The sequence below is a fragment of the uncultured Microbacterium sp. genome, from assembly GCF_947632095.1.
In the GTDB taxonomy this organism is placed as follows: Bacteria; Actinomycetota; Actinomycetes; order Actinomycetales; family Microbacteriaceae; genus Microbacterium.
This window is the reverse complement of the sequence record NZ_CANROA010000006.1, coordinates 32,620-53,383: the sequence shown is the minus strand read 5'-3', so window position 1 is coordinate 53,383 and position 20,764 is coordinate 32,620. Positions and strand designations below refer to the sequence as shown.

Below are 20,764 nucleotides of genomic sequence, written 5' to 3'. Positions count from 1 at the left end.
AAAAGGGGCTGTGTCAGTGCGCCGTCGCCGAACGCAGACGCGCGAGCACCTGATCGCGCAGTTCTTCGGGTGCGCTCTCCTTGCAGGCCCGGGCGACGACCTCGGTGAGGGTCGTGGCCACGAGAGCCTCCTCCTGGCACTCCGGGCAGCTGTCGATGTGCTCTTTGAGCACGGAGTGCTGGGTCTTGCAGACCTCGTTGCGCAAATACTCTTCGAGGTCCTGTCGGGCCTTCTCGCAGCCGCAATCGCTCATTTCTTGCTCCTTATAGCGGCCGTGGCGATTCCTCGCTCAGCGGCATAGTCAGCCAGCAGCTCCCGCAGCATCCGTCTGCCACGGTGCAGGCGGCTCATCACGGTGCCGATGGGGGTCTTCATGATGTCGGCGATCTCCTGGTACGCGAATCCCTCCACGTCGGCCAGGTAGACGGCCAGTCGGAAGTCCTCGGGGACCTCCTGCAGCGCATCCTTGACGACGGATGCCGGCATCCGATCGATCGCCTCCGCCTCGGCGGAACGGCCGTGCGACGCCGTCGTGGACTCGGCACCGCCCATCTGCCAGTCCTCGAGCTCGTCGATCGTGCCCTGGAAGGGCTCCCGCTGCTTCTTGCGATAGATGTTGATGTACGTATTGGTGAGGATGCGGTAGAGCCACGCCTTCAGGTTGGTGCCCTGCGTGAAGGACGCCCAGGACGCGAAGGCCTTGACGAAGGTCTCCTGAACGAGATCCGCCGCATCGGCGGGGTTCCTCGTCATGCGCATGGCCGCCGCATAGAGCTGATCCATGAAGGGGATCGCCTGGTCCTCGAACTCACGTCGAGCATCACCGCGCGCGGTGTCTGCGTGTGTCGTCTCATCCATCACGGGCCAGTCTAGGCCGAGGAGCTCCTCGAACCCGGTCTCCAGCGTCGCGACCACAGGATCTCCCTTCTTTCGGCGCTTTCGAGGGCATTCACTAAGGTGGAACCGATGAGCGACATTCGGTATTCCCCCTCCCCTGCCCGGGGCGCCTATGCCGCGCCCGAAGCGAGCGGCGCCCTGAGCGCGACGGTGACCATCCCCGGGTCGAAGTCGCTCACGAACCGCGAACTCATGATCGCCGCGATCGCCGACGGCCCCGGTCGCCTCGTCGCGCCGCTGCACTCCGACGACTCCGCCCGCATGGTCGATGCCCTGCGCGCGCTCGGCGTCGGCATCGAGGAGGTCGAGGGAACGGGTGAGTTCGGCCCCGATCTGCTCGTCACCCCTGCCCGTTTGCAGGGAGGCGCGACCATCGACTGCGGCCAGGCGGGCACCGTCATGCGCTTCATCGCTCCCCTCGCCGGACTCGCCGCCGAGGACGTGCACATCACCGCGCACGAGAACGCCCTGCACCGCCCGATGGGCGCCATGATCACCGCGCTGCGCGACCTCGGAGTCGACATCGACGACGAGGGCACCTGGTCCCTGCCCTTCACGGTCCGCGGTCGCGGCCGTATCCGCGGCGGCCGCGTCGAGATCGATGCCTCGACCTCGAGCCAGTTCGTCTCGGGTCTGCTGCTGGCCGCTCCGAAGTTCGATGTGGGCCTGCACCTCGTGCACACCGGGGAGCGCCTCCCGAGCCTCCCCCACATCGACATGACGATCGAATCGCTCAGCCGCCGCGGCATCCGCATCGAGCGTCCCGCGACCGGCGAATGGCTCGTCGAGGCAGGGGTTCCGCGCGCGAAGGAGATCGCGATCGAACCCGATCTCTCCAACGCCGCCCCGTTCCTGGCCGCGGCGCTGGTGACCGGTGGCGAGGTCTCGGTGACCGGATGGCCATTGCACTCGACCCAGCCCGGCGCGCTGCTGCCGGAGATCCTTCAGGCCATGGGTGCGCACGTCAGCCGCCACAGCGGCATCATGACGGTGCGGGCGGGCGAGAGCATCCGAGGACTGGACATCGACCTCTCTGCGGCGAGCGAGCTCTCCCCGACGATCGTCGGGCTCGCCGCCTTCGCCGACGCCCCCACGACCATCCGCGGCATCGGTCACATCCGCCTGCATGAGACCGACCGCATCGCCGCGCTCATCGCGAACCTCACCGCCCTCGGCGGCGAGGTCGAAGAGCTGCCCGACGGCGTGCGCATCATCCCCCGTCCTCTGCACGGGGGTGCCTGGCCCGCCTACCATGATCACCGCATGGCCACCACCGGCGCGCTGATCGGCCTGCGCACGGCCGGCGTCGTGATCGACGACATCGGCACGACGGCCAAGACGCTGCCCGAATTCGTGCTCCTCTGGGAGCGGATGCTGGGAGGCACCACCGCGTGAGCTGGCTCGATCCGAACGGCGACCTCGAGGACGACTTCGAGGATTTCGACGAGAGCAGCATCCGTTCGCGCCCCAATCCCAAGGCGAATCGTCCGCGCACGAAGCGCCGTCCCGCGCATGGTGACGCCCTCATCGGCCGCGTGCTCGGGGTCGACCGCGGCCGCTATTCGGTCATGCTGGATGAGGGCACGGCAGATGAGCGCACGATCACGACCACGCGCGCACGAGAGCTCCGCCGCACCCCGATCGTGACCGGCGATCGGGCCCGCGTCGTCGGCGACACCTCGGGCACCGAGGGCACGCTCGCGCGCATCGTCGGCATCGTCGAGCGCACCTCGCTGCTGCGCCGCAGCGCCGATGACACCGACCTCGTGGAGCGGGTGATCGTCGCCAACGCCGATCAGATGCTCATCGTCGTGGCATCCGCCGATCCCGAGCCGCGCCCGCGGCTGGTCGACCGCTATCTCGTCGCCGCCCTGGATGCCGGGATCCGCCCTCTCCTCGTGGTCACCAAGACCGACCTCGCCGATCCCGCGCCCTTCCTCGCCCATTTCGAGGGTCTCGATCTGCGGGTCTTCACCAGTGCGCAGGAGGAGATGCCCGTCGACGAGATCGGAGCGGCGCTGATCGGCCACTCGACCGTCTTCGTCGGGCACTCCGGTGTCGGCAAGTCCACCCTGGTCAACGCGCTCGTGCCGACAGCCGGACGCGCGACCGGTCACGTGAACCAGGTGACGGGGCGCGGACGCCACACCTCCTCATCGACCGTGTCGTTGCGCTACGAAGACTCTGACGGCGCGACCGGCTGGGTCATCGACACCCCCGGCGTCCGCTCGTTCGGGCTCGGGCATGTGGACCCCTCGAACATCCTCGCCTCGTTCACCGAGCTCGCCGAGATCGCCGAGCGCTGCCCCCGCGGATGCACGCACCTCGTCGATGCGAGCGACTGCGCGCTCGTCGAAGCCGCCGCGGACGGCGAGCTCAACCCGGCCGAGCTCGCGCGGCTCGACTCCCTGCAGCGGCTGCTGCAGACCTTCGCCGACAAGGCCGAGCAGAGCCAGGGGTCGTCTTCGGGTCGTTGACGCCCGTGGGTCGATAGGCTGAAGGGGTGACGAATCTGCGCCTCGAACCCGGTACCGCCGCCCCCGACTTCACCCTGCTCAACGAGAACGGCTCGGCCGTGTCGCTCGCCGACCTGCGGGGCACGAAGACCATCCTCTACTTCTACCCCGCCGCCATGACGCCGGGGTGCACGACCCAGGCCTGCGACTTCCGCGACAGCATCGCCTCACTCGAGGGTGCGGGCTACCGCGTCATCGGCGTCTCCCGCGATGAGCCTGCGAAACTCGCGAAGTTCCGTGAGCGCGATGGCCTCACGTTCACCCTGCTCAGCGATCCCGATCACGCCGTTCACACCGCCTACGGCGTGTGGGGCGAGAAGATGAACTACGGCAAGGTCGTCAAGGGCGTCATCCGCTCGACGTTCGTCCTCGACGAGCAGGGCGTCATCACGCACGCCCAGTACAACGTCAAGGCGACGGGGCACGTGGCCCGTCTGCGCAAGACGCTCGGCCTCGACGCGTGATCTACTCGCCGGCCGAATCCTGAGCGGAGTCGGCCGGCGACTCCTTCTCGGGGCGCCCTTCTCTGCTCGTCGTCGCCATGAGCAGGACGAAACCGACGATGCCCGGGATGCCCGCGCCGAGAACGGCGATCCACGGCACCGGCTCCACGCCGAGTGACGCCAGAGCGAATGCGATCACGAGGACCTGCAGCATGACGCCGCCGGAACGTGCCCATGTGCGGCCGGAGCGCGTCCCCCATGCGAAGGCGAACAGTGCCCCGGCGCCGATGAGCGTGAGCACGATCAGAGCGATCGCCGTCGTCGGGACCGCTGCCCGGCCCGCCCCGAGCCCGAAGAGCTCAATGATCGCCAGAGTCGCCAGAACCGCGCCTTCCAGCGCGAGAACGGCAGCGGCAGATGCGGCGAGAGCGGGTGAACGCACGGAGTCTCCTGGGAAATCAGATTTGTCAGCAAAAAATCCTTGATTTCGTACCGACCCTGTTACACAATGTTAACAGTCATGTGCTCCCACAGCGGCGTGGGGCGAGCAATCGCTCGCACTACATTTCAGCGACGGCGTCCCGAAAGCGTCGTCCTCTACGAGCCTTCACAAAAACGATCGCTCACCGATAATCCACACCGAGGAGCCCCACCATGGACTGGCGCGACAAAGCTGCCTGTTTGACCGTCGACCCCGAGCTGTTCTTCCCCGTCGGGAACACCGGCCCCGCCGTCGATCAGATCGAGAAGGCCAAGACGGTCTGCGCCACGTGCACGGTCACCGAGATCTGCCTGCAGTACGCCCTCGAGACCAGCCAGGACTCCGGCGTCTGGGGCGGCCTCTCCGAGGACGAGCGCCGCGCGCTCAAGCGCCGCGCCGCACGCGCCCGCCGCGCGAGCTGACCACAAGCGTCGTCAATACGAAAGGGCCCCTCATCGAGGGGCCCTTTCGTATTGGACGCTATTTTCGCAGCCAGCGCGTGGGGATGTCGATGGCGACCTCGGTCCCCTCCCCGTCGCTGCCGCGCCAGTCGATCGTCCCGCCGAGCTCGCCCTGGATCAGCGTTCTAATGATCTGCGTGCCGAGGCCCTGTCCGACGCGCCCCTCGGGCAGCCCGTGGCCGGTGTCCCGGACCGAGACGTGCAGATTCTCGTCGGTGCGCACGGCGTCGATCGTGACAGTCCCCTCGGTGCCGGCCAGGCCGTGCTCGACGGCGTTGGTCACGACCTCGGTCAGCGCCAGCGCCAGCGGCGTCGCATATTCGCTCGGCAGCACGCCGAAGTGGCCGGTCGACTGGGTGCGCGCCCGTGTGTTCGGCGCAGATGCGACCTCGGCGACGAGCTTGAGCACGCGCTGGAAGACCTCGTCGAAGTCGACCTTCTGCGTCAGCCCCTGCGCGAGGGTGTCGTGCACGACGGCGATCGCGTCGACGCGCCGCATGGCCTGGGTGAGGGCGTCGCGGGCCTCGTCGGAGTGCGTTCGCCGAGCCTGGATCCGCAGGAGCGAAGCGACCGTCTGCAGGTTGTTCTTGACACGATGGTGGATCTCACGAATCGTCGCATCCTTCGTGATCAGCTCCTGCTCCTGGTGGCGCAGCTCGCTGACGTCGCGGCACAGGATGATCGCGCCGATGCGCGTTCCATGATCCTTCAGGGGGATCGCGCGCAGGGAGACCGTGACGCCGCGCGCCTCGATGTCGGTGCGCCACGGGGCGCGGCCGGTGACCACGACCGGGAGGGATTCGTCGACCTCGCGCCCGGGTGGCACGATGCGCGTCGTCACCTCGGCGAGGGACTCCCCCTCGAGCTCGTCGTCGAAGCCCATGCGGTTGAACGCCGACAGCGCGTTCGGGCTCGCGAAGGTGCTGATGCCATCGACGTCGATGCGGATGAGCCCGTCCGAGGCGCGCGGAGCTCCGCGGCGGGGAGACGTGGGCGCCGTGAGGTCGGGGAACTCCCCTGTCGCGATCATGCGGAACAGGTCGTTCGCGCACTCCTCGAAGGTGATCTGCTGTCGAGACGGCGTCCGCGCCTCGCCGAGATTCGTGTGCCGGGTGATGACGCCGATGACCGGGGGCTTCTCCCCCGCCCGCGCGCGCTCGCGCACGATCGGCACCGCGCGCACGCGCGTCGGCGTCTCCTCGAACCAGTCCGGAGAGGAGGAATCGACGATCTCGGCGGACGTGAAGGCGCCCTGGACCTGCGTGCGCCACTGCGGACGCACGCGCTCCCCGACGATGTCGCGGTAGAACAGGGTGGCGGCGCCGCTGGGGCGGGTATGGGCGACGGCCACGAAGGTCCCGTCTTCTGCGGCGACCCAGATGACGATGTCGGCCGAAGCGAGGTCGGCGAGCAGCTGTCCGTCGCCGGAGAGACGGTGGAGCCATTCGACATCGTTGTCGTTCAGGAGACCCTGGGCATGGACGAGATCACTGAGCGTTGACACGCCTCCAGCCTAGAACCCCCAGGCCATCGGTTGCGCATCGCCGCGTGAACTCATCCGCGGAGAGGCCGCTCGTCTCAGAGCACCGCGAACGACGTGGCGCGCCACCGTCGGTCGAGTCCCTCGAGGCGGATGGCCACGGCACGCGTGCGCCCGGGGCCCGCGACCACCACCACCGCTTCGACGACGCCGTCGACCGGCGAGGTCTCCCGGATCGAAAGGATCTCGAAGACGGGGCGGGCGGGGGTGGTTCCGCGTGCGCTGCGGGCGCGCGCGGACAGATTCGCCCGGGCTCCCAGCTTGCGGTAGGCGTCTTCGCTGAACCAGCGTGCGAGCTGATCGAGCTCACGCACTCCGGCGAAGACTTCGAGAACACCCTGGGTGAGGCTCCGCAGCAGCTGTGTCGGCTGCGGGAGCTCCTGCGCAGATGTCGGCTGCGGCGCGAAATACTCGTGAAGCATCATCGATATCACTCTCAAATGGGGGGAGATGCCTGTCAGTAGAGCACGCAGCATCCGCACCCCGAGCAGTGCGAGAGGAAGATGTGGATAACTCGTAGTGGGTCCACATCGTCCCCTACGCTCGGTCGGGTGCATTGGGATCGCATGTTCGAAGACCTCGAGGGTCAGCTCGCCGCCGAGTGGGAGGCTGAGCGCGCTGTTCTGGATGCCGAATCCGAGCGCCTGCGGATCTCGAAGCTCTCGCTGCGCGCCAGATTGCGCGCTCTCGCGCAGGCCGAGGCATCCGTGGGCATCCGCCTGCGCGGCGGACTCCGGCGCACCGTACGCATCACGATGATGGGTGCGGACTGGTTCGCGGTGCGCGAGACGACCGATCGTCAGGTGATGATCGTCCCGCTGAGCGCCCTCACGACCGTGGCGACGGACCACGGAGCGCTGCTCGGCTCTCTCGCGGAAGACACTGCGTCCGTCGAAGACGTGCGGGGTCGCATGAGCTTCGGATTCCTCCTGCGCGACCTGGCCCGACGCCGGGTTCCGGTGCACCTGACTCTCATCGACGGCGACCTGGTCCACGGCACGATCGACCGCGCGGGAGAGGACCATCTCGACATCGCCGTGCACGACGCCGGCCAGGCTCGACGCGCGAGCGCGGTGTCGGCGTTCCACATGGTGCCGTTCGAGGCGGTGGTGCTTCTGCGCGCCGATGCGCGGATCACCTGAGCGATCGCTCGTTCGCTGAGGATCCTCAGCCGCGCTGCGTTCCCCAGACCTCGGGGAAGCTCGCCTCATCCGCCTGACGCCACAGCGCCATGCGCCGGGCCTGCTCCGTCTGCTCCGCGAGGTAGTCGGAGATGCTCTGCTCCTCGATGCGCCAGCGCGGCGGCGAGCCGACCTGGGCACCGCGCAGGTTTCCGGACATGATCAGGTCTATGACCTCGTCCACACCGATGCTCAGCAGCTCGGCCACCTGCGCAGGAGCGAGGAAGCGCGGGGTTGCGGACGGATCGAGCATGAATCCATTGTGACGCGCACTGCTCTCAGCACCCAACCCGCCACATCACTTGTGGATAACTTCGGAGCCAAGAGCGGCGATTCTGTGACCATGTCTGCATGAGCACCCACCCGCGCGCGCACCGCGCTTTCTGGGGCGATATCCGATTCCTGATCGGCCTCGCCCTGGTGATCTTCTCCATCCTCGGCGTCTGGCTGATCGTCTCCTCCGCCCGCCAGACCGCACCCGTCCTGCAGGCCAATCGGACGATCGCCGCGGGCGAGCCCCTCCTCTCCGAGGACTTCTCCGTGGTGGAGGTGGCGCTGGGGACCCTCATCGAGGACTACCTCGCGCCGCACGACCTCAGCGCCGGTACGATCGCGGCGCGCACCGTCATCGCCAAAGAACTCGTCCCGCTCTCAGCCGTCGCCGATGCGACGAGCCTGCGCACGACGAACATCGTCGTCGAGAGCAGCGTTCGCCTGCCGGTGGGCGTCGACGTCGGCACGCACCTGGAGCTCTGGCACTCCCCCGCCGCCGAGAGGGGCGAGAGCCTGGAAGCGCCGCGCATCCTCGCCGCCGATGTCATCGTCGCCTCGATCCCCGAAGAGGACGGCATGCTCGCCCAGCGCAGCACCGCCGTCGAGCTCGTGATCGAGCGTGCGGATGTGGCCGCGGTGCTCGCCGCGATCGACAGCGGCGCGTCCCTCTCCGTCGTGCCGCTGGGCGCGGGCTCGTGACCTCCGTTCTGATCGCCCTGCCCGAGCCGCGGGGCTCTCGCCTGCGCGATGAGCTCGAGCGAGACGGGATCGATGTCCTCGGAGTGATCCCGTCCGACGGCCGAGTGCCTTCCCGCCTCGATGACGTCGAGGCGCTGATCGTCCCGGCGACCCGGACAGCGCTCACCCCGGAACTGGTGGCCGCCTGCGACCGCGCCGGAGTGCGCATCGTCACACTGGGCGCCGGCGAGTCGCGGCTGCTGAGCCGATACGGGCTCCCCGAGGCGCTCGCCGACGACGCCCACTCGTGGCAGATCGCCGCGGCCATCGCCGATGACGCCCCTCCGACCGCCGCGGCCGCGCCGCCCGCTCGCCGCCGCGTGATCGCCGTATGGGGTCCGCACGGCGCCCCGGGTCGCTCAACCGTCGCGATCCAGCTCGCCGTCGAGCTCGCGCGCAGCGGACGAAGCTGCGCGCTGATCGACGCCGATACCGTCGCACCCTCCCTCGCGCTCCTGCTGGGTCTCGGCGATGAAGCGCCGGGGATAGCCGCCGCCTGCCGCCGCGCCGAGCTCGGCGGACTCGACCCCGCGGAGCTCTCCCGAATCGCGACGCGCGTCGAGACGAGCGGCGGCGCGATCGATGTCCTCGGCGGGCTGAACCGCCCCTCCCGGTGGCCAGAGCTATCGGCGCACAGACTCGCCCCCGCACTGGCGGTGTGCCGGGACTGGGTCGAGGAGACGATCGTCGACGTCGCCGCATCCTTCGACGCGGACGAGGAGATCTTCGAAGACCTCGCCGGTCCGCGCCGGAATGCGGCGACCGCGACGGCGCTGCGCGCTGCGGACGTCATCGTTGCGGTGACCGCGGCCGACCCGCTCTCGATCTCGCGCTTCCTGCGCGACCATGCCGAGCTGCGGGCCCTCATCGGGCCGACCGCTCGGATCGAGGTGGTCGCCAATCACGTGCGCCCGGGCCCGCTGGGCATCGATGCGCGAGGGCAGATCCGACGGGCCCTCGAGCGCTTCGCGGGCATCACCGATGTGACCTTCCTCCCGTTCGATCAGCGCGCGGCCGATGCGTCGCTGCTGCATGCGCGACCGATGGCCGATGTCACACCGCGATCGCCGCTCGTCTCCGCCGTGCGCCGGCTCGCCGAACGGCTCGAGCCGGCACCGACGGCGCGCCGCATCGCTACTGCCGGTAGCTCGAGAGGAAGTTCCCGAGGCGCTCGATGGCCTCGGAGAGCACGCGCGGCTCGGGGAGGGTCACGACGCGGAAGTGATCCGGTGTCGGCCAGTTGAACCCGGTGCCCTGCACCAGGAGGATCCGCTCCGAGACGAGCAGATCGTAGACGAAGCGCTCGTCGTCGTGGATCTCGTGCACCTCGGGGTCGAGACGGGGGAAGGCGTAGAGCGCACCCTGGGGCTTGACGCATGAGACCCCCGGGATCGAGTCCAGTCCCTTCCAGGCGATGTCGCGCTGCTCGTGCAGGCGGCCCGTCGGCGCGATGAGCCCGTTGATCGACTGCACGCCGCCGAGAGCCGCCTGAACCGCGTGCTGGGCGGGGACATTCGGGCACAGGCGGGTCGAGGCCAAGAGCGTGAGCCCCTCGAGGAAGCCCTTGGCATGGCGCTGCGGCCCGGTGACGACCACCCAGCCCGAGCGGAACCCGGCGACCCGGTAGGTCTTCGACAGCCCGTTGAACGTAAGGCACAGCAGATCGGGTGCGAGCGTCGCGGTCGGGATGTGCACGGCGTCGTCGAACAGGATGCGGTCGTAGATCTCATCGGAGAGGATCAGCAGCTGATTCTCCCGGGCGATCTGCACGAGCCCCGTCAGCACCTCGCGCGAGTAGACCGCGCCGGTGGGGTTGTTGGGGTTGATGATCACGATCGCCTTGGTCTGCGGAGTGATCTTGGAGCGGATGTCTTCCAGATCCGGCGCCCACTCGTTCTCCTCATCGCACAGGTAGTGCACGGGCGTACCGCCGGCAAGGCTCGTCATCGCGGTCCACAACGGATAATCCGGCGCCGGGATCAGCACCTCGTCGCCCTCGTCGAGAAGGGCTTGCATGGTCATCGTGATGAGTTCGGAGACGCCGTTGCCGAGATAGACGTCATCGGGCCCGAAGTGCGGGAAGCCGTCGATCTGCTCGTAGCGGCTGACGACGGCGCGACGGGCAGAGATGATGCCCTTGCTGTCGCTGTAGCCGTGGGCCGTCGGCAGAGCCGCCAGCATGTCGTGCACGATCTGGTGCGGAGCCTCGAAACCGAAGATCGCCGGGTTGCCGGTGTTCAGCTTGAGGACGGTGTGCCCGTCGGACTCGAGCCGGGCGGCCTCGACCAGCGCCTTGCCGCGAATCTCGTAAAGGACGTTCTTGAGCTTCGACGACTGGTCGAACTGGCGCATTCGGGTCATTGAGAAAGCCTACCGGCAAACGCCGGCAGGCTTTCTCAATGCACGTGCTCGCGCTCGCTTACTTCTTCTTCTTGCCCGCCGCGCGGCGCTGCTCACGGTTCTGCGGCCCTCCGGCGGCATCCGCAGCCGGACCGAAGGATCCCGCTGCCTGCTGGTCGGCCGACTGCCGGACCTGGCCGCGGTCGTTGCGGACCTCGACCTCACCGGCGTCGTTGGGCGCGGAGTACTCCAGGCGCTGTTCGCCGCCATCCGTCACGAGACCCTTGGCCTCGACCTCGGTGGTATCGGAGTCCCCGGTCTTGCGCACCTCGACCTCGAGGTTGTAGAGGTATCCGACGGACTCCTCCTTGATCTGGCCCATCATCGACTGGAACATCGCGTATCCCTCCCGCTGATACTCGATCAGCGGGTCGCGCTGCGCCATGGCTCGCAGGCCGATGCCGTCCTTGAGGTAGTCCATCTCGTAGAGGTGGTCGCGCCAGCGGCGGTCGAGAACCTGCAGGACGACGCGGCGCTCGAGCTCGCGAGTGGCGGCCTCGCCGAGCGTCTGCTCACGCTTCTCGTAGGCGATCCTGGCATCGGAGAGCAGTTCCCGCGTCAGGCCGTCCGCGGAGATCCCGCCCTTGCGCCCACCGGCTTCCGCAACGACCTCGTCGATCGTCACGCCGACCGGGTAGAGCGTCTTCAGCTCGGTCCACAGCGCGTCGAAGTCCCAGCTCTCGTTGTGCCCCTGGGCGGTGCGATCGGCGACCACGGCGGTGATCGCATCCTCGATGAAGTGCTGCACACGGTCGGCGATGTCGTCTCCGTGGAGGATCTGACGACGATCGGTGTAGATCGCCTCGCGCTGACGGTTGAGGACGTCGTCGTACTTCAGGACGTTCTTGCGCATCTCCGCGTTGCGGGACTCGACCTGCGACTGCGCGCTGCGGATGGCGCGCGAGACGAGACCCGATTCGATCGGCACATCGTCGGGGAAGTTCGTGCGCGCGAGGATCGCCTCGGCCGCCCCCGACTGGAACAGACGCATGAGGTCGTCCGTCAGGCTCAGGTAGAAGCGGCTCTCGCCGGGGTCGCCCTGACGCCCCGAGCGTCCGCGCAGCTGATTGTCGATGCGACGCGACTCGTGTCGTTCGGTACCCAGCACATACAGACCGCCCGCCTCGGCGACCTTCGCGCTCTCCTCCGCCACGAGGGCCTTCATGGCCTCGTAGGTCTCATCCCACGCGGCTTCGTACTCCTCCGGCGTCTCGGCCGGGTCGAGACCCTTCGACTTCAGCTCCTGCACGGCGAGGAACTCGGCGTTTCCGCCGAGCATGATGTCGGTGCCGCGGCCGGCCATGTTGGTCGCGACGGTAACGGCGCCCAGGCGTCCGGCGCGCGCGACGATCTCCGCCTCACGAGCGTGGTTCTTCGCGTTGAGGACCTCGTGCTTGATGCCCTTCTTGGCGAGCAGGCGCGAGAGGTACTCGCTCTTCTCGACGCTGACGGTTCCGACGAGCACCGGCTGCCCCTCGGCGTGACGCTCGGCGATGTCCTCGACGACCTGCGCGAACTTCGCCGTCTCGTTCTTGTAGACGAGATCGGCCTGGTCTTTGCGGATCATGGGGCGGTTGGTCGGAATGGGCACGACGCCGAGCTTGTAGGTCGACATGAACTCGGCGGCCTCGGTCTCGGCCGTTCCGGTCATGCCGGCGAGCTTGTCGTACAGGCGGAAGTAGTTCTGCAGCGTGACGGTCGCCAGCGTCTGGTTCTCGGCCTTGACCGGAACGCCCTCCTTGGCCTCGATCGCCTGGTGGATGCCCTCGTTGTAGCGGCGTCCGACGAGGATGCGGCCGGTGTGCTCATCGACGATCATGACCTCGTCGTTCATCACGACGTAGTCGGTGTTCTTCTTGAAGAGCGCGAGCGCCTTGATCGAGTTGTTCAGGAACGAGATCAACGGCGTGTTCGCCGACTCGTACAGGTTGTCGATGCCGAGGTAGTCCTCGACCTTCTCGATGCCGGGCTCGAGCACGCCGATCGTGCGCTTCTTCTCGTCGACCTCGTAGTCGACGCCCGCCTCGAGCGTGCGGGCGATCTTCGCGAACTCGGCGAACCAGCGGTTCGCCTCGCCCGAGGACGGGCCCGAGATGATGAGCGGGGTGCGGGCCTCGTCGATGAGGATGGAGTCGACCTCGTCGACCACCGCGAAGAAGTGATCGCGCTGGACGAGATCCTCCTTGCGCCAGGCCATGTTGTCGCGCAGGTAGTCGAAGCCGAACTCGTTGTTCGTGCCGTAGGTGATGTCGGCGGCGTACTGCTCGCGGCGGACCGCGGGCGTCTGACCCGACACGATGATTCCCGTGGTCATGCCGAGCGTGCGGTAGACGCGCCCCATGAGCTCGGCCTGGTAGGACGAGAGGAAGTCGTTGACCGTGATGACGTGCACGCCGCGTCCCGCGATCGCATTGAGGTATGCGGGGAAGGTGGCGACGAGGGTCTTGCCCTCACCGGTCTTCATCTCGGCGATGTTGCCGAAGTGCAGCGCGGCGCCGCCCATGAGCTGGACGTCGTAGGCGCGCATGCCGAGGGTGCGCTTGGCGGCCTCGCGGACGGCTGCGAAGGCCTCGGGCATGAGCTTGTCGAGGGTCTCCCCCTCGTCGTAGCGCTCGCGCAGCTGCGCGGTCTCGTTCGCGAGCTCGTCATCGGTGAGCTTCTCGAAGTCCTCCTCGAGAGCGTTCACGGCCTTGACGACCTGGTTCAGGCGCCGAAGGATGCGGCCTTCGCCTGCGCGAAGCAGCTTCTCAAGAGGATTCGCCACTTAAGTCATCTCCCTGTTGTGGGTCAGATCCCAGCCACCCAGATCGGGCTTCGGTGCCGGGCATACTCGCCCATGTTACCGGCCCGTGACATCCTGATCGACTGCGCAGGGGCACCAAAAGACATTTCGTCGTATCTATATACTCAGCAAAGTCTTGACGATTCGATGAACGGAGGCCGCATGTCGGTGCGTCAGAGTCTGCTCGCGATCCTCGATCAGGGACCGTGCTACGGCTACCAGTTGCGCAGCGAGTTCGACCGGAGAACCGGCTCCACGTGGCCGGTGAACGTCGGACAGATCTACAACACGTTGGAAAGACTCGAGCGCGATGGCCTCGTCGAGCGCGGTTCCACCGATTCCCAGGGGCACGTGTACTGGCAGATCACGGATGCCGGGACCGCCGAGGTCGTGCGCTGGTTCTCGACCGCGGTACCGCGCGGATCGGGGACGAGGGATGAGCTCGCGATGAAGGTCGCCGTCGCCGCGACACTCCCCGGAGTCGATGCCCTCGACCTTCTCCGCGCACAGCGGGAGGAGTCGACCCGGCGCCTGCTCGCTCTGCAGAGCGCCGGTCGTCGGGGCGATGAGGACCCCGAGGCCCTCGCCCGCTCCCTCGTCAACGACTCCATGCGGTTCGCCGTACAGGCCGAGTTGCAGTGGCTCGATCATGTCGAGCACGCCCTCAGCAGCGAGCCCCGCCAGACGATGGATCTTCACCTGGCGACCGAACGGCCCAAGCGCGGCCGCCCCGCCCTCGCAACGGGAAAGTAGGATCGAGGAATGGCTGGTTTCTGGGGTAAGCGCAAACGCGAACAAGAAGCTGCTCGGGCAGCGCAGGACGCGGATCTCGCCAGAAGGGCCGAGCAGGCCCTCGTCTCCGCTGATGAACGGATCCGCACCGCCGGAGACGAGCTCGCCTTCGCCGAGGCCGAACTCGGAGCATCCTTCACCGCCGATCTGCGAGCCGCGCTCGATTCGGTCACGACGCACCTGCGCGAGGCCTTCCAACTGCATCAGCTGAACCATGACGAGATCCCCGACACCGCGGAGGAGCTGCGCACCCGCAACGCCCGCATCGCGCAGCTCTGCGATTGGGCCGAGGATCTGCTCGATGAGAAGACCGGCGCGCTCGCCGAGGCCGTGGCACGCGTGCGCCGAGCCCCCGAAGCGCGCGCTCAGGTGAGGGCATCCGCCGAAATGCTCTCCGCGCGCGTCCCGCAAGCCTCCGCCATCATCGAGCGCCTCTCCTCCCGGTACGCGGAGTCGGCCGTGCACCAGATCAGCAGCAGCGCGAGCGAGGCGGAGCAGCTGATCGCCTTCGCCCTGCACGGCGCGGATGTCGCCGAGCGTCGCCGGTCCGCCCGCCAGCACGAGGAGGCCGACCTCGCGCTGCAGACCGCGACCGAAGCCGTCCGGCGCGCCGAGGCGATCCTCGTCGCCGTCGAGGACTTCGAGATCGAGGCGCTGCGCGCCGAGTCGACACTCGCCCAGGTCGTCGCCGATTCCCGCGCCGATCTCGTCGCAGCGCGCAACGCTCCGCGAACGCCCGCGGTCACGACCGCGGCCGGCGCACTCCAGCAAACGCTGAGTTCGCTCGCCCCGGCGGGCACCGCCAACGACCCCTTCGCCGAGCTCAGCCGCCTGCGTGCGGCGAACACCGATCTCGATGAGGCGATCGCCCACGCGCACTACCGCGCCCAGAATCCGCTTCCCTCGGTTGCGCAGGTGCAGCACGCGCTGGATGACGCCGATCGTCAGCTGGGCGTCGCCCGAGGCCTGATCGCCGGCCATCGCGGCTGGATCGGAGCCGATGCGCGCACCCGCCTCGCCGAGGCCGAGCGTCTGCGCATCGACATCCCCGCCATGATCGAGCCGGAGCAGAGCCGTGAGGAGGCGCTGGCCGCTTCCCGCCGCGTCGCTCAGCTCGCCGCCGAGGCTCTGCAACTCGCCCAGCGCGACATCGACTCGGCCCGCCCGCAGGATCAGGGCTGGGGCGGCGGCGGCTGGGGCGGCGGGCGACGCGGCGGCGGCGGAGACATCGCCAGCGGTATCCTCGGCGGCCTCGTCATCGGCAGCATCCTCGACGGCATCTTCGACTGACCCGGGGTTCCCATCACGGCAGAACGCCCGCTCCGTCCGGAGCGGGCGTTCGATCATATCGGATCAGGATGCGAGCACTGCTGCGGCGGCGGTCTCCGCCGTGAGCGCGATCACGCCGTAGTCCCAGCCCTTACGGCGGTAGACGACGCTCGGCCGGTCGCTTCGGGCATCGATGAACAGGAAGAAGTCGTGTCCGACGAGCTCCATGCGATCGACGGCCTCTTCGACCGTCATCCACTCGGCGTCGAATTCCTTCGTCCGGATGACGACGGGCGAGTAGACCTCTTCCTCTTCCTCCGCCTGGACAGGGACGGCACCGGTGGCCACGGCCTCGAGCACGTCGACCGAGGCGGGCTGCACGTCGATGCCGGCCAGCGAGCCGCTGCCCTTGTCGAGGTGGGCACCGCGGGGGTGCTGGCGACCGTCGATCCGCTTCTCCTTCGCTCGGCGAAGTTGCCCCGCCAGCTTGTCGATCGCGAGATCCAGCGCCACGAACTTGTCGCCGTCCACGGCCTCGGCTCGGATGACCGGGCCTTTGCCGACCAGCGTGATCTCAACCGTCTCGTCGGGAACCCGGCCGCCGCGGTAGGCACGGTGCGTGACCTTCACGTCGATGCGCTGCGCCTTGGGCGCCAGCTGCTGGACGCGGGCGATCTTCTCTTCGACAACGGTTCGGAAGCGATCGGTGATCCCCACTCCGACGCCAACGATGCTCGTTTCCATTGCTGCCTCCTTGTCCCGGTCCTCCCGGCCAAGGGCGGACCGTGGTCGCCTTGTGCACCCCACCGTAGTCCTCGTTCGCCACGATGTCACCCGTCATTCACCAGGTATTTTCCGCGTCATCCCGATGGCGCGGCGTCGCGGCCAGAACGAGTGCACCGCGCACGCGAAAACCCGCGTATTCCAGGGCTCTGGCGGCCTCATCGAGCGTCGCGCCGGTCGTGATCACGTCGTCGACGACGACCACATCGCACTCCACCCGGGCGTGTCGCGCCACCATGCTGCGGGAGACGTTCCGCGCGCGTTCGGCGACGCCGAGCTCCCGCTGATCCGCGATGCGCCGCACGGAGCGCAATCGGCGATCGACCGGCAACGCCGCACGGCGCATGAGCAGCTCCGGCACACGATATCCCCGTTTCCGGAAGGCCGACCGCGATGTCGGCACCGGCACGAAGCCCTGTCCCGGCGGCAGTTCCCGCGCCGCCGCGGCGAGCGCGGAGCCGAGGGGACGGGCGAGAACCGTCTCGCCGTCCTCCTTGATGCGCCGGATACACCGGGCCGCGACGCCCTCGTAGGTCAGCGCGGCGACGACCGGCAAGCCAGTCGGAGTCGTGCGCTTCTGAGGCGCCTGAGTGAGTGCCCGACGGCACGGCGGGCACAGCAGTGTGCCGGGGATATCGCAGCCGGCGCAGCATCCGGACACAGCGAAAGCCGCGACCTCGTCGATCAGCCGGGCCCATCGCGGAGAATCGTCCATGGCTCGAGTGTCGCGGGGAGACGACGCCGGCCCGGTTCTATTCGCGCGATCTGTGGAAGATCACTCGCGGTGCAGAATCACTGCCCGGCGTGGGTTCCGAGGACTCTCACACCCACCAGGCCCATCTGCCAGGTGGTCCCCCGCTGCGCGAACAGCACGCCGTCGGCGGCGAGGATCCGCACCGCGGAGGTCTTCGCGCCGCCCGAGAGCATCACGGCATCGCTCGGTGCCCCGGCATAGGCGCCCGGACCGCCGATGTCCTGCGTCAGAACGCTGCGTCGGCCGTCCATCGAGGTCAGCACGCTCAGTCGGTCCTCCCCCACCCACGACACGGCGAGCACGTCGGTGACGTCATCGAGCTGGGCGATCAGCTGCACGGGGCCGAGGCCGATGGGCGTGTTGTCGGCCTCTCGCAGGATCGCCGAGGCCGCGGCCCAGCGCTGGCCCCCCACAGTCACAACCGCGACGAGACGCACCCCGTCGGAGGAGACCCGCAGGTGGGAGATCGACGAGGTCCCGGGGAACGCATTCGCGATCGGTGCTTCCGTGACGTCCGGGCGCCATGCGATGAGCGCGGCCGGTGACGAGGCCGGAACCGTCCATGTGTAGCCGTAGGGATCCATGGAGGGGGCGATGAGACCGGGACGGGCGTCGAGCTGGTCGACGCGGCCATCGGCGACCGTGTACACGCCCCGGGTATCGAGCTGGACAGCGGCTCGCGCTCCGTCATCCGAAACATCGACCGCGACGACCGAGGAGGCGAGCTCGACCACCGCGGCGGTGATGCCCTCATAGGGGGTGATCTCATCCCCCACGTAGCCGCCGAACGAGTCGTCCGTGAGCACGACGGGCCCCGTGTCTACCGCGGTGGGTGCCAGCGCAGTGCGGCCGGCTTCGAGATCGCGGCCGTTCACGAGCAGGCGCACCTCGAGCACACCCGCGCTGCGCAGCGTCGCCTCCAGTTGTGTGCGCATGCGGGCGAGCTCGGTGGATCCGAGCGTCTGCGCCGGCGCCGTCAGCTCGACCGTTGCGACCTTCTCCGCATTGATCGGGACCGCGTCGCGGGCCAGGGTGACATCGCTCGGATAGGCGCTGCGCACCGCCGGCTCCAGCCAGGCGCTGGGCGATCCCTCCAGCAGCTCCTGCGTCAGCGTCGTGGCGATCTGCGCGCGTCGGGGGAACCAGCGCACGTCGGGGATCAGGTGCGACCAGCTCTGGTCGAAGTACTGCAGAGCGTGGCGGCGATAGACCTGGGTGAAGGCGTCGGCGTCGAGGACGATGCCGTTCGCGGCGCTCGTGATGCGCCACTCGCCGTCCTCGTTGCGTGCCAGCTCGAAGACCGCGACGGCCGCGTCACCGGCGACCTCCGTGTAGACGCCGGAGGAATCGAGCGTGGCGATCTGATCGATCGTGACGCGCACCTGCCCTTCGACGGACTCGTCGTCGTCCTCCGGAAGGTCGTCCGCGAACTCCCGGGTGGCAGCGCTCGCATCGATCGTCACGTTGACGCTGGGCTTCCAGATGGCGGCGAACTCGGGGCTGAGGAACTTCCGCGCGATCTCCCAGCTGTTCGTGGGGGTCAGCGCCGCATCGAGGAATCCCTCGACCATCTCCTCCGCGCTGGCGCCGACCATCGGATCGGAGGCGATCTGGCTGATGTCGGGCAGCACATCGGCCTCGTCCAGCGCGAGTCCGGGGCGGACCTCACCGCGCACGGGCAGTCCCGAGCACGCGACGAGGATCACCGCGAATGTCGCGATCACAGTGGTGAGCATCCCTCGACGGGCGCGTGTCATGAGGTCCCCTCCTCGATCGTCGGGATCGTCTCGGTGAAGTAGACCTCGCGCAGCTCGGTCGCGGGGTCCGCGTCTGCGGGCCCCATGACGTCCGCCAGAGCGTCCTCGGGGTGCACTGGGACGGGGCCGTCCGCGGCGTGGGTGCCCGGAACCCGCGGCAGCGTCAGCACGAAGTTCGTACCGGCGCCGCGCTCCGACCAGACCTCGAGGGTGCCGCCGTGCAGTCGGGCATCGCCCAACGCGATCGAGAGGCCGAGCCCAGTGCCGCCGATCGTCCGCTGGCGCGACGGATCCGCCCGCCAGAACCGGTCGAATACCCGCTGGGCGTTGTCCGGATCCATTCCCAGACCGTAGTCGCGCACGCCGACGGCGACCGTGTACGGGTTGCTGTCGACCGTGACGACGATCGGATGCCCCTCGCCGTGCTCGATCGCGTTGCCGACGAGGTTGCGCAGGACCCGGCGCACACGGCGCGGATCCATGTCGACGTGCGAATACCCGCCGGGGGCGACCAGGCGCAGCTCGGAGCCGCGGCTCTCCGCCAACGGCAGCATTTGTCCGATGATGTCCTCGGCGACTTCGGCCAGGCTCGTGGCCTCGAGCTCGAGCTGCACGGAGCCCGCATCGTACCGGCTGATCTCGAGCAGGTCGCTCAGCAGCGTCTCGAAGCGCTGGACCTGAGTGTGCAGCAGCTCGGCCGTGCGGTTGGTCGTCGCGTCGAAGGCGTGCCGCTGGTCGTTGAGCATGTCGGCGGCCAACCGGATCGTGGTCAGCGGCGTGCGCAGTTCGTGCGAGACGTCGGAGACGAAGCGCTGCTGCACCAGCGACAGTTCGCCGAGTTCCTTGATCTGCGCCTCGATGCTGTCGGCCATGGCGTTGAAGGAGGTCGCGAGCGTCGCGAGCTCGTCCTCTCCGTAGACGGGGAGGCGCACCTCGAGGTCACCCGCGGCGAGCCGGGCGCTGGTGCGCGCCGCTTCGATGATCGGGCGCGAGACCGAGCGCATCACGACCCAGGAGATCCCGGCGATGAGCGCGATGAGGATGAGGCCGGCCGCCCACAGGGTGCTCTGCACGAACTGGAGCGTTCGCTCGGAGTCGGCGAGGTCGTAGGCGATGTACACCTCGAACGCGCCGACCTCGGGCATGAACATCTGCTGGCCCACGACGATGCCCGGCGCGGTGGTCCCGTCGGACAGCGTCAGCGCGATCGATTGCCAGGACTGGCGCTCCGGGAACGAGACGACGCTCTCGCGCAGCCCGGCGCTGAGCAGGTCGACGTCGAGGTCCGTCGTGAAGGCGCGCACGCCGCTGCCCACGGGAAGCTCATCGATCGGGAAGACGGCGATGTGCGTGGAGGACGCCGCGCGTGGAATCGTGTCCTGCACATCGGCCCACAGCCCGCGTGCGGCCGAGGGGTCATCGGAGACCGCGGCCGAATCGAGGTTGCGCTGGGCCGCGGCGACGGCACTCAGGGAGTCGCTGAGGACCTCGTCCCGGCGTGACTCGAAGAGATTGTTCTGGATCACGAGCGACATGGTCAGGCTCGTGACGAAGATCGCGAACGAAGTGAGCACCACGGTGATCGAGATGATGCGGAAGCGCAACGAGCGGCGCCACAGGGTGGTGATGCTCGAGGACCACCCCCGCCAATCGCGCCACAGCGCGACAGTGGTCGTCGTCGCCGTCGTCGCGGTCAA

At 68.4% G+C, this 20,764-nt stretch carries 21 protein-coding genes; 9 read left to right on the top strand and 12 right to left on the bottom strand.

What is annotated here, in order from left to right:
* Positions 1-13 precede the first annotated feature (13 nt).
* The gene (locus tag Q0Z66_RS03450; RefSeq protein ID WP_298037788.1) at positions 14-253 is read right to left on the bottom strand and encodes a zf-HC2 domain-containing protein; all 240 of its coding nucleotides are present in this window, start codon (positions 251-253) and stop codon (positions 14-16) included.
* Positions 250-858, bottom strand: coding sequence for a sigma-70 family RNA polymerase sigma factor (locus Q0Z66_RS03445; RefSeq protein WP_298037786.1), 609 nt, complete (start codon positions 856-858; stop codon positions 250-252). The genes Q0Z66_RS03450 and Q0Z66_RS03445 overlap by 4 nt, the downstream gene beginning before the upstream one ends.
* A 108-nt stretch (positions 859-966) precedes the next feature.
* Between Q0Z66_RS03445 and aroA the strand changes: the two genes are divergently transcribed.
* From aroA to bcp, 3 genes are read left to right on the top strand one after another with little or no spacing between them, the layout of a single operon-like run.
* Complete coding sequence (gene aroA / locus Q0Z66_RS03440; protein WP_298037784.1) at positions 967-2,292, top strand: 3-phosphoshikimate 1-carboxyvinyltransferase; 1,326 nt, start codon at positions 967-969, stop codon at positions 2,290-2,292.
* Positions 2,289-3,374 (top strand): ribosome small subunit-dependent GTPase A, encoded by a 1,086-nt coding sequence (rsgA, locus tag Q0Z66_RS03435; RefSeq protein WP_298037782.1) that lies wholly within the window; start codon positions 2,289-2,291, stop codon positions 3,372-3,374. Before aroA ends, rsgA begins: the two co-directional genes overlap by 4 nt.
* 26 nt (positions 3,375-3,400) lie before the next feature.
* Complete coding sequence (gene bcp / locus Q0Z66_RS03430) at positions 3,401-3,877, top strand: thioredoxin-dependent thiol peroxidase (protein ID WP_298037780.1); 477 nt, start codon at positions 3,401-3,403, stop codon at positions 3,875-3,877.
* 1 nt (position 3,878) lies between these two features.
* On the opposite strand, the gene Q0Z66_RS03425 is transcribed toward bcp, so the two are convergent.
* Complete coding sequence (locus tag Q0Z66_RS03425; RefSeq protein WP_298037779.1) at positions 3,879-4,298, bottom strand: hypothetical protein; 420 nt, start codon at positions 4,296-4,298, stop codon at positions 3,879-3,881.
* Positions 4,299-4,510: 212 nt separating this feature from the next.
* Between Q0Z66_RS03425 and Q0Z66_RS03420 the strand changes: the two genes are divergently transcribed.
* A complete protein-coding gene (locus Q0Z66_RS03420) occupies positions 4,511-4,759 on the top strand; it encodes a WhiB family transcriptional regulator (RefSeq protein ID WP_017203224.1) in 249 nt (82 codons plus the stop codon).
* Positions 4,760-4,817: 58 nt separating this feature from the next.
* Here Q0Z66_RS03420 and Q0Z66_RS03415 read toward each other — a convergent pair whose 3' ends face one another.
* Both Q0Z66_RS03415 and Q0Z66_RS03410 read right to left on the bottom strand, forming a co-directional pair.
* Complete coding sequence (locus Q0Z66_RS03415) at positions 4,818-6,302, bottom strand: sensor histidine kinase (protein WP_298037776.1); 1,485 nt, start codon at positions 6,300-6,302, stop codon at positions 4,818-4,820.
* A gap of 74 nt (positions 6,303-6,376) precedes the next feature.
* Complete coding sequence (locus Q0Z66_RS03410; protein ID WP_298037775.1) at positions 6,377-6,763, bottom strand: Rv3235 family protein; 387 nt, start codon at positions 6,761-6,763, stop codon at positions 6,377-6,379.
* 126 nt (positions 6,764-6,889) lie between these two features.
* On the opposite strand from Q0Z66_RS03410, the gene Q0Z66_RS03405 reads away from it, so the two are divergent.
* Positions 6,890-7,480, top strand: a complete 591-nt coding sequence (locus Q0Z66_RS03405; protein ID WP_298037773.1) for a hypothetical protein — start codon at positions 6,890-6,892, stop codon at positions 7,478-7,480.
* 25 nt (positions 7,481-7,505) lie between these two features.
* On the opposite strand, the gene Q0Z66_RS03400 is transcribed toward Q0Z66_RS03405, so the two are convergent.
* Positions 7,506-7,772 (bottom strand): helix-turn-helix domain-containing protein, encoded by a 267-nt coding sequence (locus Q0Z66_RS03400; RefSeq protein ID WP_298037772.1) that lies wholly within the window; start codon positions 7,770-7,772, stop codon positions 7,506-7,508.
* 98 nt (positions 7,773-7,870) lie between these two features.
* On the opposite strand from Q0Z66_RS03400, the gene Q0Z66_RS03395 reads away from it, so the two are divergent.
* Together Q0Z66_RS03395 and Q0Z66_RS03390 are read left to right on the top strand one after the other, a co-directional pair.
* On the top strand, positions 7,871-8,491 hold the full coding sequence (locus tag Q0Z66_RS03395; RefSeq protein WP_298037769.1) for a hypothetical protein: 621 nt from the start codon (positions 7,871-7,873) through the stop codon (positions 8,489-8,491).
* Entirely contained in the window at positions 8,488-9,774 is a 1,287-nt protein-coding gene (locus Q0Z66_RS03390) for a P-loop NTPase (protein ID WP_298037767.1), read from the top strand. Before Q0Z66_RS03395 ends, Q0Z66_RS03390 begins: the two co-directional genes overlap by 4 nt.
* Here the strand turns inward: Q0Z66_RS03390 and Q0Z66_RS03385 are convergent.
* Positions 9,665-10,891: a pyridoxal phosphate-dependent aminotransferase gene (locus Q0Z66_RS03385; protein WP_298037765.1), complete on the bottom strand. Its 1,227-nt coding sequence runs from the start codon at positions 10,889-10,891 to the stop codon at positions 9,665-9,667. The two genes, Q0Z66_RS03390 and Q0Z66_RS03385, sit on opposite strands and share 110 nt — an antisense overlap.
* A 58-nt stretch (positions 10,892-10,949) precedes the next feature.
* Positions 10,950-13,694 (bottom strand): preprotein translocase subunit SecA, encoded by a 2,745-nt coding sequence (gene secA, locus Q0Z66_RS03380; RefSeq protein ID WP_298037763.1) that lies wholly within the window; start codon positions 13,692-13,694, stop codon positions 10,950-10,952.
* Positions 13,695-13,874: 180 nt separating this feature from the next.
* Between secA and Q0Z66_RS03375 the strand changes: the two genes are divergently transcribed.
* A complete protein-coding gene (locus tag Q0Z66_RS03375) occupies positions 13,875-14,465 on the top strand; it encodes a PadR family transcriptional regulator (protein ID WP_298037761.1) in 591 nt (196 codons plus the stop codon).
* A 9-nt stretch (positions 14,466-14,474) separates the two neighbouring features.
* Positions 14,475-15,794, top strand: a complete 1,320-nt coding sequence (locus Q0Z66_RS03370; RefSeq protein WP_298037760.1) for a hypothetical protein — start codon at positions 14,475-14,477, stop codon at positions 15,792-15,794.
* Between the two features lie 63 nt (positions 15,795-15,857).
* Here Q0Z66_RS03370 and raiA read toward each other — a convergent pair whose 3' ends face one another.
* From raiA to mtrB, 4 genes are all read right to left on the bottom strand, one after another.
* Positions 15,858-16,517, bottom strand: coding sequence for a ribosome-associated translation inhibitor RaiA (gene raiA / locus Q0Z66_RS03365; protein WP_298037758.1), 660 nt, complete (start codon positions 16,515-16,517; stop codon positions 15,858-15,860).
* Positions 16,518-16,614: 97 nt separating this feature from the next.
* The gene (locus Q0Z66_RS03360) at positions 16,615-17,271 is read right to left on the bottom strand and encodes a ComF family protein (protein ID WP_298037756.1); all 657 of its coding nucleotides are present in this window, start codon (positions 17,269-17,271) and stop codon (positions 16,615-16,617) included.
* Between the two features lie 77 nt (positions 17,272-17,348).
* Positions 17,349-19,067, bottom strand: a complete 1,719-nt coding sequence (locus tag Q0Z66_RS03355; RefSeq protein ID WP_298037754.1) for a GerMN domain-containing protein — start codon at positions 19,065-19,067, stop codon at positions 17,349-17,351.
* Positions 19,064-20,764, bottom strand: a complete 1,701-nt coding sequence (mtrB, locus tag Q0Z66_RS03350; protein WP_298037752.1) for an MtrAB system histidine kinase MtrB — start codon at positions 20,762-20,764, stop codon at positions 19,064-19,066. The genes Q0Z66_RS03355 and mtrB overlap by 4 nt, the downstream gene beginning before the upstream one ends.

Coding starts and splice junctions, on each gene's coding strand:
- Q0Z66_RS03450 (WP_298037788.1), bottom strand. CDS start 253: ATGAGCGATTGCGGCTGCGAGAAGGCCCGACAGGACCTCGAAGAGTAT.
- Q0Z66_RS03445 (WP_298037786.1), bottom strand. CDS start 858: ATGGATGAGACGACACACGCAGACACCGCGCGCGGTGATGCTCGACGT.
- aroA (WP_298037784.1), top strand. CDS start 967: ATGAGCGACATTCGGTATTCCCCCTCCCCTGCCCGGGGCGCCTATGCC.
- Q0Z66_RS03420 (WP_017203224.1), top strand. CDS start 4,511: ATGGACTGGCGCGACAAAGCTGCCTGTTTGACCGTCGACCCCGAGCTG.
- Q0Z66_RS03410 (WP_298037775.1), bottom strand. CDS start 6,763: ATGATGCTTCACGAGTATTTCGCGCCGCAGCCGACATCTGCGCAGGAG.
- Q0Z66_RS03400 (WP_298037772.1), bottom strand. CDS start 7,772: ATGCTCGATCCGTCCGCAACCCCGCGCTTCCTCGCTCCTGCGCAGGTG.
- Q0Z66_RS03395 (WP_298037769.1), top strand. CDS start 7,871: ATGAGCACCCACCCGCGCGCGCACCGCGCTTTCTGGGGCGATATCCGA.
- Q0Z66_RS03385 (WP_298037765.1), bottom strand. CDS start 10,891: ATGACCCGAATGCGCCAGTTCGACCAGTCGTCGAAGCTCAAGAACGTC.
- Q0Z66_RS03375 (WP_298037761.1), top strand. CDS start 13,875: ATGTCGGTGCGTCAGAGTCTGCTCGCGATCCTCGATCAGGGACCGTGC.
- Q0Z66_RS03370 (WP_298037760.1), top strand. CDS start 14,475: ATGGCTGGTTTCTGGGGTAAGCGCAAACGCGAACAAGAAGCTGCTCGG.
- raiA (WP_298037758.1), bottom strand. CDS start 16,517: ATGGAAACGAGCATCGTTGGCGTCGGAGTGGGGATCACCGATCGCTTC.
- Q0Z66_RS03360 (WP_298037756.1), bottom strand. CDS start 17,271: ATGGACGATTCTCCGCGATGGGCCCGGCTGATCGACGAGGTCGCGGCT.
- Q0Z66_RS03355 (WP_298037754.1), bottom strand. CDS start 19,067: ATGACACGCGCCCGTCGAGGGATGCTCACCACTGTGATCGCGACATTC.